This window comes from Cyanobacterium sp. IPPAS B-1200 (genome assembly GCF_001747005.2).
Taxonomy (GTDB): Bacteria; Cyanobacteriota; Cyanobacteriia; order Cyanobacteriales; family Cyanobacteriaceae; genus Cyanobacterium.
Genome location: NZ_CP182899.1, coordinates 946,799 through 959,391, shown reverse-complemented (window position 1 = coordinate 959,391; position 12,593 = coordinate 946,799). Strand labels below are relative to the sequence as shown.

General features: G+C 36.1%; 11 protein-coding genes. 4 read left to right on the top strand and 7 right to left on the bottom strand.

What is annotated here, in order from left to right; all coding sequences use genetic code 11:
- The first annotated feature begins 103 nt into the window (after positions 1-103).
- A complete protein-coding gene (locus tag A5482_RS04375) occupies positions 104-1,051 on the top strand; it encodes a F0F1 ATP synthase subunit gamma (protein WP_069789570.1) in 948 nt (315 codons plus the stop codon).
- A gap of 137 nt (positions 1,052-1,188) precedes the next feature.
- Here A5482_RS04375 and rsmG read toward each other — a convergent pair whose 3' ends face one another.
- The 3 genes from rsmG to A5482_RS04360 form a co-directional block, all read right to left on the bottom strand.
- A complete protein-coding gene (rsmG, locus tag A5482_RS04370; RefSeq protein ID WP_069789569.1) occupies positions 1,189-1,902 on the bottom strand; it encodes a 16S rRNA (guanine(527)-N(7))-methyltransferase RsmG in 714 nt (237 codons plus the stop codon).
- Between the two features lie 150 nt (positions 1,903-2,052).
- Positions 2,053-3,141 carry a 3-isopropylmalate dehydrogenase gene (gene leuB / locus A5482_RS04365; protein WP_069789568.1) on the bottom strand — a complete coding sequence of 363 codons (1,089 nt, stop codon included), beginning with the start codon at positions 3,139-3,141 and terminating at the stop codon, positions 2,053-2,055.
- Between the two features lie 50 nt (positions 3,142-3,191).
- Positions 3,192-3,368 carry a hypothetical protein gene (locus A5482_RS04360; RefSeq protein WP_161486818.1) on the bottom strand — a complete coding sequence of 59 codons (177 nt, stop codon included), beginning with the start codon at positions 3,366-3,368 and terminating at the stop codon, positions 3,192-3,194.
- A 1,272-nt stretch (positions 3,369-4,640) separates the two neighbouring features.
- Here A5482_RS04360 and A5482_RS04355 point away from each other — a divergent pair.
- A complete protein-coding gene (locus A5482_RS04355) occupies positions 4,641-7,523 on the top strand; it encodes a hybrid sensor histidine kinase/response regulator (RefSeq protein WP_446684835.1) in 2,883 nt (960 codons plus the stop codon).
- On the opposite strand, the gene A5482_RS04350 is transcribed toward A5482_RS04355, so the two are convergent.
- From A5482_RS04350 to A5482_RS04340, 3 genes are all read right to left on the bottom strand, one after another.
- Positions 7,520-8,179, bottom strand: coding sequence for a DUF1997 domain-containing protein (locus A5482_RS04350; RefSeq protein WP_083260361.1), 660 nt, complete (start codon positions 8,177-8,179; stop codon positions 7,520-7,522). The genes A5482_RS04355 and A5482_RS04350 overlap by 4 nt on opposite strands.
- 487 nt (positions 8,180-8,666) lie before the next feature.
- Entirely contained in the window at positions 8,667-9,245 is a 579-nt protein-coding gene (locus A5482_RS04345; protein ID WP_069789565.1) for a rhomboid family intramembrane serine protease, read from the bottom strand.
- Positions 9,235-9,714 carry a GNAT family N-acetyltransferase gene (locus tag A5482_RS04340; protein WP_069789564.1) on the bottom strand — a complete coding sequence of 160 codons (480 nt, stop codon included), beginning with the start codon at positions 9,712-9,714 and terminating at the stop codon, positions 9,235-9,237. The genes A5482_RS04345 and A5482_RS04340 overlap by 11 nt, the downstream gene beginning before the upstream one ends.
- Positions 9,715-9,839: 125 nt before the next feature.
- Here A5482_RS04340 and A5482_RS04335 point away from each other — a divergent pair, with 125 nt between their 5' ends.
- Positions 9,840-10,310: a hypothetical protein gene (locus tag A5482_RS04335; protein ID WP_069789563.1), complete on the top strand. Its 471-nt coding sequence runs from the start codon at positions 9,840-9,842 to the stop codon at positions 10,308-10,310.
- 6 nt (positions 10,311-10,316) lie between these two features.
- A complete protein-coding gene (csaB, locus tag A5482_RS04330; protein WP_069789562.1) occupies positions 10,317-11,348 on the top strand; it encodes a polysaccharide pyruvyl transferase CsaB in 1,032 nt (343 codons plus the stop codon).
- A 329-nt stretch (positions 11,349-11,677) separates the two neighbouring features.
- On the opposite strand, the gene A5482_RS04325 is transcribed toward csaB, so the two are convergent.
- Positions 11,678-12,523 carry a M90 family metallopeptidase gene (locus tag A5482_RS04325; protein WP_069789561.1) on the bottom strand — a complete coding sequence of 282 codons (846 nt, stop codon included), beginning with the start codon at positions 12,521-12,523 and terminating at the stop codon, positions 11,678-11,680.
- Positions 12,524-12,593: the final 70 nt, after the last annotated feature.

The following is a 12,593-nucleotide window of genomic DNA, read 5'->3' as shown; positions in this document are numbered from 1 at the left end:
GGCATTGCCCACCCTACTGCACCCTGAGCAGTACATTTTTTGTCGATTGTTTATTGGTAATTTTTAATTATCAATTATCCATTATCCATTATCAATTAACACCATGTCCAACTTAAAAGCGATTCGCGATCGCATCGACTCGGTAAAAAATACTAAAAAAATTACTGAAGCAATGCGTCTAGTAGCGGCGGCTAAGGTAAGACGGGCCCAAGAGCAGGTAACTGCCACTCGTCCTTTTGCTGATGCCCTCGCTCAAGTTTTATACGGTTTACAAAGCCGTTTACGCATGGAAGAAACTGATTTACCTTTACTCAAACAAAGAGATGTTAACACCGTTGCTTTGTTAGTGATTACGGGCGATCGGGGTCTATGCGGAAGCTATAATTCTAGTATCATCAAAAAAGCTGAACAAAGAGCAGCGGAACTAAAAGAACAAGGTTTAAAATATACCTTTGTGATCGTTGGTAGAAAAGCAATTCAATACTTCCAACGTCGTAATGAACCTATTTCTGCCAAATATACTGGTTTAGAGCAGATTCCTACTGCTGAGGAATCAGGCAAAATTGCCGATGAATTACTTTCTCTATTCTTCTCGGATACCGTTGATAGGGTAGAATTGATTTATACTAAGTTTGTTTCCTTAATCAGTTCTAAACCCGTTATTCAAACCCTATTACCTCTTACTCCTCAGGGGTTAGAAGTTCAGGATGATGAAATTTTCCGTCTCATTGTCCGTGATGGTTCATTTCAAGTAGAAAGGGAAGCGGTTAGTTCTCCTAAAGTTGACTTTCCTCAGGATATGATTTTTGAACAAGATCCTGTTCAAATTTTAGACTCTCTTTTACCTTTATACATCAATAATCAGTTGCTCAAAGCATTACAAGAATCCGCAGCCAGTGAATTGGCCGCTCGGATGACAGCAATGAATAACGCTAGTCAAAACGCTAGTGATTTGATGAAATCTTTGACTCTTTCTTACAACAAAGCTCGTCAGGCTTCCATTACTCAACAAATTCTTGAGGTGGTATCTGGTGCCAATGCTTTAGGGTAATTAATTTTAACCCTCATTCAACCCTTCTCCTATGGGAGAGGGGCTTTTTTTTGCCTATAAAAGATAAAAAATTATTATCTTTTGTTACACGGTGGATAATAGTAAACCTTACAAATCGGATTTAGTATCATATCTTTTTATAAAGGTTGTTTAACTGGTTTACCTACTTCTCGAGGATATTGTTTCGGAGTATTACCTATTTTTTTAACATAAATGCAATGACGAATATTATTATTAAGAGGAGTATTTTGATTAACAATTTTTTCTATATTTCCTCCTAATAAATGTGCTATTTTTTTACTTTTTTCTTCTTCCTCTTGAGTCCAATTACCTCGATATAAAATTGCCGTACCATTCTTTTTTAATAAAGGTAAAGTATATTCTAAACATACTGACGTTTCCGCAACGGCTCTGATTAAAGCAAAATCAAACTGTTTTCTATAGGCTTTCTCTTGTCCTATAGTTTCCGCTCTATCTACTAAAGTCGTAATATTTGTTATGTTTAAATCTTGGGCTAATTGAGCAATAAAATTAATTTTTTTTGTGGTGGAATCCATCAAAGTAAATTGACCACGGTTAAAGGCGATCGCCCCAGGAATACCGGGAAAACCGCCTCCTGTACCAATATCAATTATTTTTTTGTTATTTAAATCGTAACCCATTAAAGGAGCTAAAGAATCCCAAAGATTTTTTTCCCAAAACTCTTCTGGGGTAGTAATACGAGTCAAATTAAGATACTTATTAGTCTCAATAATTTTATTATATAACTCGTCAAATAGTAATTGCTGATCAGGACTTGGTTGCCAATTGGTAGTTTCTTGCCAAATATCGTTAAACTGAGGTAAATTCACTGATGCTTATAGGAGTGCGGTGCATATCATATTTTACTATCATCGAGGGGAATAGGGAATGGTAATAGTAACTGATTAATGTCGAAAAAAAATCCCCTTCCTCCCCTTCTTGAGGGGAGATGCCGAAGGCAGAGGGGTTGGACGTTAAAATTAACTATCTTCCAAAACTTGTAATAAAACCTTGCCCATTTCCTGACAACCCACAGCTTTTGCACCCTCAGACATAATATCCCCAGTGCGGTAGCCTAAATCTAATACCTTTAATACAGCGTCCTCAATCTTGGTGGCCGCCTCGGGTTCATTCAAACCATAACGCAACATCATCGCCGCACTTAGTACCTGTGCCAGAGGATTCGCTTTATCCTGCCCTGCAATGTCAGGGGCTGAGCCGTGGACGGGTTCAAATAATCCTGGGCGATTTGCCCCTAAACTAGCAGAGGGTAACATACCAATACTACCTGTCAGCATGGCAGCGGCATCGGAAAGAATATCACCAAACAGATTGCCCGTGACGATGGTATCAAACTGTTTAGGGTTGCGCACCAACTGCATGGCGGCATTATCCACGTACATATGGGTTAATTCCACATCAGGATAATCCGCAGACATTTTTATGAGGCGATCGCGCCATAATTGAGATACATCCAACACATTAGCCTTATCCACCGAGCAGAGCCTTTTTTGGCGTTTTTGGGCAGTTTCAAAAGCAACCTTGGCAATGCGATCAATTTCCGATACCGTATAAGCCATGGTATTTACGCCCCTTTGTTCCCCAGTTTCTGAGGTAAAGATGCCCTTGGGTTGACCAAAATAAATGCCCCCTGTCAACTCCCTAACCACCATAATATCAACCCCTTCCACCACTTCTTTTTTTAGGCTAGAAGCATCAATTAATTGAGGAAGGATAGTGGCAGGGCGTAAATTGGCAAATAATCCTAAAGCCGATCGAATACCCAACAAGCCTGTCTCAGGCCGCAACTCACGGGCAAGATTATCCCACTTATAACCCCCAATGGCTGCCAATAGAACAGAATCACTTTTACGACAAGTTTCCACGGTTTCAGGGGGTAAGGGTACTCCCGTCGCATCAATGGCCGCCCCACCAATTAAAGCAGTTTCAAAACTAAAATTAATATCACATTGCTTTCCTATGGCTTCCAATACCTTTACGGTAACATCCATAATTTCAGGGCCAATACCGTCACCAGGTAATAGAGTTATAGAATATTGATTAGTCATTATAAATAGTTATTTTTTCTAAGAGTTAATTTTTTGCACCGAAAATCCATTTAATTGTCCATTGTCCATTGTCCATTGTCAATTGTTTCTGATGTTTTTAACCCCTGTAATGGAGGAAATCGGTGCGATCGCACGGTGCTGCGGTTTGTGAAGTACCCTAGAATAATATGATTTTTGGTCACATTTGCCTCTTTTAAGGTTGCCCCCACTGGGATGGTAGGAGACAAATTGGTTTTTTAAATAAAAATAACTACCCATTCCATGATATTTGAGACGAAGTCTTTCTCTCAAAGATTAACTTTTCCGAGAAGATTTTGTTCCTATTTAAATTTTTCAGGGGCAATTTGTTAGGCTATACTAAAAGGGTGTTATGGGATTATTTTCGTTGTCTTTTCTGCGTCCCATTTTTCGTTAGGTTTTCTTTGTAATAAATTGGTCAGGATGTTATTATGAGTTCCTCTAGTCAAGCTCAAGAATTATACAAACAAACCTTGTTTCGTTTAGGAGCAATGTTGAAGTTATTGAAACAGGGGGATTCGCCTGATCATAGACATGGCATCCAAAAACATTGTGAAGCTCTTTCCCTAGAAGGTAAAAAACAAAATCTTTTTGGCTGGGTAGCTATTATGGAAACCGCCCAAGGGGCGATCGCCAAGCCACACCACGATTACCATAGCACCACCAAATTAATTATCAAAGAAATCAAACAGGCATCAGAACAACTACTCCAAGGGGATGTCAATGCCATCACTGTCAGCGATCAACTTCTTGCCCTAGCCCCCTCAGCCCGTACCCGATTTATGGACGTAGAGACTATCTACGCCGCCACCAGTCTTGATACAGAAGAAGAAATTATCCCCCCCGTAGTAACACCACAAGACATAAAAAATACCCTAGAAAGAGATCTTTGGCGAGAAACACTTTTCACCAATACAGGCAGTGAAGAAACCAACCAAGAAGACGACCTATCATTAGACCAAGACGAAATATCTTCTATTCTTGAAGATAACGACATTAACTATGAAGATGATGATGTTTTTATTGATACCGATGATGAAGAAACTATTAATAATTTTCTCGGTAGTACGAATACAGGCATCGTAGATGAACGTGCCACCAGCGAGAATGATTTTTTTGCTTCCCTATCAACCAATATCGGTGAAGAGGATGAAGATCCTATTGAAGAACTTTTTGACGATATAGAATTATTAGAAGACTCAGAATCAGAAGTCATTGAAGATGATTGGGACTTTTTAGAAGAAGAAAGTCCTGGCGCAGAATCATCAGAAGAGGATATTTCCGATAGTCTCGAAGATTTATTTGAAGTCAAAAGTGCGATCGACTTTGGCTCAGACAGTCTAACCATCCACCATGAAGCCTCAAATCCTCGCAGCACAGTTATTATTGAAAATGCACGGGATGAAATAGCCCAATTTAGCTCCGAAAAATCCTCAACCCCCGAAGAACTTAGTCCTGATACCATTATTACTAACCATACATTGATCATCTACGATCAATTTGAAGAGCTAGAACAAACCATCACCCAAGAAAATCTCCTCCTTACCGAAGAACTATCAACCCTAGACATCGGATTCCCGACGGTAAATCATCACTATTACGAAACCTTTGAAGAATTAGAAAAAACCATTAATAGAGGTCACAGATCCACACCACAAGTTAACTGGCAACAACTAGAAAATGTCATTAATGAAGGATTAGATTTATCTTCCCCTGAAAATGACCTGGAACAAGAATTAAGTGATCTAGATCGCCTCCTTGCCGAAGCAGAAAAACCCTCCTCGGCTCAAAAATGGAAAAAAACCTCTACTCCCGCCCCCACTGCCCAGAAACAACCAACCTTTGAACAGAGTATGAGAGTACCTGTCAAACAACTGGATAATCTTAATAACCTCATTGGGGAGATGGTAATTCGTCGTAATCGCTTAGAAGAAGACCAGGAAAAACTACGACAGTTTTTAGAAAATCTCCTTTCCCATGCCCAAGACTTGAGCGAAGTGGGAGATAGAACTCAAGATATGTACGAAAAAAGCCTTTTACAAGGTTCTTTAATTAGTAGTCGTAAGCGCAATCAATCCACTGTTAGAGAACAATTAGAGCGAGGAAATATTGCCCGAAATAATCAAAATCAGCAGAACAACACCTTCAATAATACTCCTTCTCCTAACAATGGCTCTAAGGGAAATGGTAATTCCTTTATGCCTGAAATAGAACTAGATGACCTCGAATTAGATCGTTTTAGTGAGTTTCACCTTTTAGCCCAAGAAATGATCGAGCTAGTGGTTAGGATTCGGGAATCAACCTCTGACATTCAATTTTTGGTGGATGAAACAGATCAACTAGGGAAAAACATACGAGATATTACCGATCAACTTCAAGAGCAAATTAATAAATCCCGCATGGTGCCTTTTGCTCAAAATGCCGATCGCCTTCCCCTGCCCATTCGTAAAATTGCCCAAGGTTATGATAAACAGGTGCAGTTAAAGGTAGAGGGTAGAGAAGTATTAATTGACAAGATGATTCTCGAACATTTATGGGATCCCCTATTACAAATCGCTAAAAACTCCGTAACTCACGGTATTGAGCAACCAGAAGAAAGAGTGGCTAACGGCAAAGATGCCATGGGTACCATTACCGTAAGAGCCTTTTTACAAGGGCCACAAACGGTTATTTCTGTGTCTGATGATGGGGGCGGTATTGATGCCCATAAAGTGAAACAAAAAGCTATCCAAAAAAATCTCATCACCCCAGAGGAGGCTAATAATCTTAAAGATCAAGAAATCTACGATTTTCTTTTTAATGCAGGATTTACTACCAAGGAAAAAGCGGATAGCCATGCAGGAAGGGGAGTTGGTTTAGATATTGTTCGTAATAAGTTAAATGAAATTCGTGGCTCTGTAAGTATTGATTCTATTCCTGGTAGGGGTACTACTTTTACTATGCGCTTACCCCTTACTCTTACCATCGGTAAAGCTCTTTGTTGTCTTAACAACAATGTTCGCATTGCTTTCCCCATTGACGGTATTGAAGACACCCAGACATTACCCCGTCAGGATATAGATCAAGACAGACATGGTAATTCTTACATTAATTGGAATAATACGAGAATTCCTCTGCGCTCTCTCAATCAGCTTTTACAATATAACCGTCAGATGAGCCGTAGTTTTATGTATAACTCGGTGAATAGCGATGAAAATAGCGTTTCAGTTATTATTCTTCGGGGTGGTAATGATATTTTGGCGGTGGAAGTTGACCAAATCTTACCAGAGGAGGAAATTGTAATTAAACAAATTTCTGGACCTTTACCCAAACCCAAGGGCATTGCTGGGGCTACGGTGCGCAGTGATGGCACCATTATGCCTGTGGCAGATGTTATTGAGTTAATTAAGATTGCTGAGGGTAGTTTGAGTAATCAAGTTAAGTCTCAAATGTTCCCCAGTGCCACCATGGCAGAAAGACAAGCAATGTCTGAATCTCAGGTGAATATCTCTCCTTTGGTGCTAATTGTGGATGATTCTATTACCGTGAGGGAGATGTTATCTATTACTTTCTCGAAAGAGGGTTATCGAGTTGAACAAGCGAGGGATGGACAAGAGGCGTGGCAGAAATTGCGCTCTGGGTTGCCCTGTAATTTAATTTTCTGTGACATTGAAATGCCCCGTATGAATGGTTTGGAGTTGTTACAGCATTTACAAGAGGATGAGGATTTATCCCATATTCCCATGGCAATTTTATCTTCCCGTGGTTCACAAAAACATCAGAAAATTGCAGCAGAGTTAGGAGCTTGTGCATATTTGATTAAGCCTTGTGTAGATAAAGAGTTGATTGATTCTGCCCAAAGAATGATGAATGGGGAAGTTTTATTGGAGGGTAGCACAAGGGTTTCTACGGCAAGGATGACGGATATTCAGCCAGAGGATGACAAATCTACTTTTGGGGCATCGAAAAGAAAAACAAATTCTGCTCCTATGGTGTTGATTGTGGATGATTCTGTGGTAGTGAGGGAGATGTTGTCTTTGTCCTTCAAGAAGGCAGGTTATGAGGTTGAGGTGGCAAGGGATGGACAGGATGCTTGGGAAAAACTCTCGGGGGGTTTACCTTGTGAAATAGTTCTTTGTGACATCGAAATGCCCCGTATGAATGGCTTGGAGTTGTTGGCGAGAATGCAGCAGGATGATGTTTTATCTAAATTACCTGTGGCGATGGTGACATCTAGGGGCGCTGAAAAACACCGTAGTATTGCGGCTGATTTAGGGGCTAGGGCTTATTTCACTAAGCCCTACATTGAGGATGAATTATTAGATGTGGCTAAGCGTTTGACTAATGGGGAGGTGTTTTTAACTTCTGGTGCCACTCAGTCTTAGGCGGCGTATTGATTTTGGTTTTTTTGTTTGACTATCTCGCAAGTACGGGATTTTTTAGGAGGTATTGGTAAATCGAAACAACTGTGGAAGTCTTTTTGTACTTTAAAACTTAGTCTGGGTGATACTTGTTTGACTATCTGTCCTAAAAGGCGATCGCCCGTACTTTGTATTATACTTGTAGGAACTTTATAAATAAATTTAGGAAAATTAACCCTAACCCGTAAATCCAACTGCCAATTAATGCGAGTAATCTCATTGGGGAGGGAGTCAAAGTCACTAGACTTTTGATATATATCAATATCTTTCGGGAAAATAGTTTCTATGTCCATCACCGAGTAATAATCAACCTCATAACCATCGCTACTCAACTCAGGATTAGTAACAGAATACATGGTATAGTGTCCGGCCATGGGAGGCTCTAAAATAACACTCATCTGAGGCTCAACCTCATAACCAAAAGCCCCATAACGCCCCACCGTCAGAGTGTAACCATTATCACAAAAAGGCTCTACTTTCATGGGTGATGCACAACGGACAAACCACCCTTGATGATTGTTTAGATAATCTGTCACGGTTTTTTGATCGCCGTACAAATCCATTATCCCACGAAATTTGGTGCTAAAACCCATAGGTTGATTGAGGATGATTGTTTCCATATCTTTTGAATTTGGTGATTGATTATCTTTCATGAACAACACTGAAAAAATAGATAAGCCACATTGATTGCTAATAATTATTACATATCCATCACAATGGAAAATGTACCTTATTATTCAATAATCTCAATATTATTCTTTACCATTATTTATAATTTTGCCTTAATTCCAAGATGAATCTATCCCTAAAAATACTGAATTTTATGTTAATTAATATTAAAAATTGTTTTAACTTCAAAGTATTTTATCTAAGGAATGCTACACAAAATGACTAAAATATAATTTCAGTTTAATAAGAAAATAGATCATAGAAAATGAGCAGTATTGATAATATTTATGATAATTTAGTAGTAATACTTTATTCCATCATAATATACATAATATAATGCCCAACAGTTAATTGGTTATTAAAAAAAATCTCAAATTAGTATTACTTATTAAAGATAACAATTCCTTTGAGATAAAGTTTTTGTCGGCATAATACTTCTTATTTTGAGGAGATAAATTTAGCCGCATAAATTCCACCTAAAAAGCCAAATAAATGACCTAACCATGACACACTAGGATTAGCTGGCAAAATGCCCCAAATCATACCACCATACAAAAATATTACCGTGAGAGAAAGAGCAATAGAAGGAGCATTTTTTTGAAAATAACCCCTAGCCAATAAAAATCCCAAATAACCAAAAATCACCCCACTAGCACCCATGGTAATAGAGTTAGGTTGAGCAAATAACCATACTCCCACCCCACTAAATAAACTCGCAATGAGAGTAACTACATAAAAATCTTTTGTATTTTGTAACATCACAAACCAACCCAATATGGCAAAAGGCACTGTGTTGGCTAGTAGGTGAGGAAAATCAACATGGAGAAAAGGGGCAAATATAATTCCTCTCAAACCCACCACACTCCTTGGCATGATGCCCAAATAATTAAGATTGTTAGCGAAAAAGGATTGATTAATAATTTCCACCGCCCAAAAAATTACTAAAAATAATCCTATGATTTTAAACTGATTTTTTAATTCAGCAATAAACGCTTTCATCTCCTGATTACTGCTCATTTTTTTCCCTCGTAATTCTTTTCTCCATTTTATACCTTTCAAAAGAAACTACCCCATATTTAACCGTCTCCATTTCTAATACCTTGAAGCCGCAACGCTTAAATAGTGGTTGAGAAAAAAAACTAGCTTCACTATAAAATCGACTAATATTTTCTTGGATACCTCGATTTAAGACATAATTTAATAAATTAGTGCCATATCCTTGACGAGTGTGGGCAGGATGAATATAAAGGGAAGCAATATGTCCATTTTTTTCTAGTCCACAAAAGCCTACTATTTCTTGATTATTTTCTAAGATATAGGTATCAGGCTTAAGGATAAATTGTGTAAATTTTACGGTATCATCAGGAAATGATGACCATGCAATTACTTGTTCTTTGGTATATAGGCTAGGGGCTAATTCTGTTACTGATTTTTGGTAGATACTTTTTAAGGCTTGAATATCTGAAGGTAGGGCAAGACGAAACATAGTAACTTTTTTTGTGAGAAATAAAATTTATTTTAAATGTAACTTTGACCAGTGGTAAAACTTGCTTTATTTTTAGCTTTTATTCAATAATAGAAGGGTTATCATTTATCATGTCATAATTATTTATGAAATCTCGAATAAATTTGTCTTTGTTAGCTCTTAGTTGCGTTTTTATTTCTTCCTCTAGTTTTAGTCTTGAAAATGCTTTTGCCCATAGTAATCAAGAGCATAATCATCATAACAATCAAATGGGTCATCATCATCAAGCCATTGATGTTTCTAGTCATAATTTGGTTCCCGCCGTTAATATTGAAGCTATAAAAGATAATAAAGAGGGATGGAATTTAAAAATTGTCACTGAAAATTTTGATTTTGCTCCCCAAGAGGTAAACCAAGAGAGTAGTATAAATCAAGGTCATGGACATTTATATATTAATGGGGAAAAAATTACCCGTATTTATGGCAATTGGTATCATATTTCTGATTTGCCAAAGGGTGAAAATGAGATTAAAATAACTCTCAATACTAATTTACATGAAGATTTAATTTATCAAGGTACAATTATAGGCGATCGCACTGTAATTATCAATGAATAAAAAAGAATGAAAAAAGCAATAATTTGTGGCTATTATGGACAGGGAAATGCGGGAGATGAAGCATTATTATTATCTTTAATAGAGAGATTACCTAAAGATATTGAACCTATTGTTTTATCAGGAAATCCAACTTTAACAACCAAAAATTATGGAATAAAAAGCTATTCTCGTCTTGACATTGCCAAACAAATTATTAGCTTAGGAAAACAAGATTATTTTATTTGGGGAGGCGGTAGTTTAATGCAGGATGTCACCAGTATTAAAAGCCCCCTTTTTTATGCTAGTTTAATGAAATTAGCACAGTTAAAAGGCTTAACTACCATCGCCTATGCCCAAGGGATAGGGCCTCTTAATTTCCCTTTGACTCAATGGATTACTAAACAAGTATTAACGGGTTGTCAGGGGATTAGTGTTAGGGATAAAGGTTCAGCAAAAATCCTTGATAACTGGAATTTATCTTATTTTATTGCCCCTGATCCTGTTTGGGCTTTATCTAGTGAAAAAACTATTAATATTAATATTTTAAAAGCTCCTTTAATTGCTGTTAATGTTCGTCAACATTCTACATTAACTGATCAAAAATTACAATTATTAATAGATTCCATAAAACAACTACAAAAAGCAACTAAAGCTAACGTTATTTTAATTCCTTTTCAAATAAAACAAGACCTATCATTATGTCAAAAAATAGAAGAACAACTCAAAGATAATTGTCAGGTAATCATCATCGAAAATCCTCGACAATTAAAAGGTATTTTTAAACAAATAAAAATGCTCATCGGCATGAGACTACACAGTTTAATTATGGGTGCTTCTGAGGGTTGTAATTGTTTTGCTTTATCCTATGATCCTAAAGTATCTCAACTTATGCAAGAATTAGATATAAAGGGATATGAGTTAAAGTCTTTTCCTGATAACCCTGAACAAATTTTTAATGATTTATTGACCATTTATAATCATCCTCCTAGTCTATCCTTAGAAAAAAGAAAAGAGTTAGAAACATTAGCTTTAACCCATGAAAAACTTTTTGATGTTTAATAATTTTTTTAATCTTTGTTTTTAATTAAGGTGCGCTGTCATAAATGATATATAGCAATTATCATGGTTACGGAGTACAAGATGATCCCCCTAAATCCCCCTTAATAAGGGGGACTTAAGAATAATAAATGTATCTCATAATTATAAAAAACGCTATAACTAATATCTTTTTTAGAAAATTATCAATTTTTAAAATATACATAACCAAAAATATATTTTGTTTAAACAAATACAAGTAATTGACTTATTTTTCCAATTTAAAAAATATTTATTTTTACTTATTTTTTATTAACTGTCATAATTACTCAATTATTAAAATAAGATTTAGTTTACCATAAAGCAGGATCTACTTGATAATATTGCCTCAATTGTTCATATAATAAAGGGTGATTCACTGCTATTAATTTTCCTTTAAGAAAAAAGGCTTCCGTAGCCACTGCAAAAAATTCTACGGGGTTAGTTGCACCATATTTATCAATAATAGTATATTCTTGTTTTTCGATGGATAAACATAATTTTTGATACTCTATTTTAAAGATATTTTGCCAAATTAAAGTAGCTTCTAAATTTTTTAGTTTTGGAGTACCTGTCGCATTGCCAAATTCTTGGTCTAATTGATGGCTAAATTCATGTAAAACTACATTACTTTCTGTATTATGAGATTGTGATTCTAGTTTGACATCTAACCAAGAAAAAAGAATATTACCATCTTTTCCTGATTTATAACCTACTGACGATTGACCTAATAATAAACTACTTTCGGGGGCATTTTTATTAAGTTTATTTTCTATTCTGTCAGGATAAATATAAATAAATTTTAAATAGGGAAAATAATTACTTTTGTTTGGATGTAAAAAGTTAGGATTATTATCAAGTAATAATAAACAGGCTTGGGAGGCAATCATTAGTTTCATTTGTTCAGTAACTTCGATGCCTTCTTTGCCTATAAATTCTTTTTCAGCAATAAATATTTTAATATAATTATGTAATTGTGGTTTATATTGTTCAGGAAGTTTTTTATATAAATAAACGTTATTTTCAAGGAAACTAATCCACTCCTGATTGATAGGTGATGAATAAATTAATTTTCTTTTTTTATTTACTTTAAAGGCTAAAATAAATGCACAAAAAAGAATAAGTATTAAGAATATTATTATAAAATAAATATTGGACATTGTTGTTTGAATTTTTAGTTGTTGATGGGGTAACTAATAAAAAGTCATCTTCCATAACATTTATTTTATC

Coding starts and splice junctions, on each gene's coding strand:
- A5482_RS04345 (WP_069789565.1), bottom strand. CDS start 9,245: ATGAGCAGTAATCAGGAGATGAAAGCGTTTATTGCTGAATTAAAAAAT.
- leuB (WP_069789568.1), bottom strand. CDS start 3,141: ATGACTAATCAATATTCTATAACTCTATTACCTGGTGACGGTATTGGC.
- A5482_RS04325 (WP_069789561.1), bottom strand. CDS start 12,523: ATGTCCAATATTTATTTTATAATAATATTCTTAATACTTATTCTTTTT.
- A5482_RS04340 (WP_069789564.1), bottom strand. CDS start 9,714: ATGTTTCGTCTTGCCCTACCTTCAGATATTCAAGCCTTAAAAAGTATC.
- csaB (WP_069789562.1), top strand. CDS start 10,317: ATGAAAAAAGCAATAATTTGTGGCTATTATGGACAGGGAAATGCGGGA.
- A5482_RS04335 (WP_069789563.1), top strand. CDS start 9,840: ATGAAATCTCGAATAAATTTGTCTTTGTTAGCTCTTAGTTGCGTTTTT.
- A5482_RS04375 (WP_069789570.1), top strand. CDS start 104: ATGTCCAACTTAAAAGCGATTCGCGATCGCATCGACTCGGTAAAAAAT.
- A5482_RS04350 (WP_083260361.1), bottom strand. CDS start 8,179: ATGGAAACAATCATCCTCAATCAACCTATGGGTTTTAGCACCAAATTT.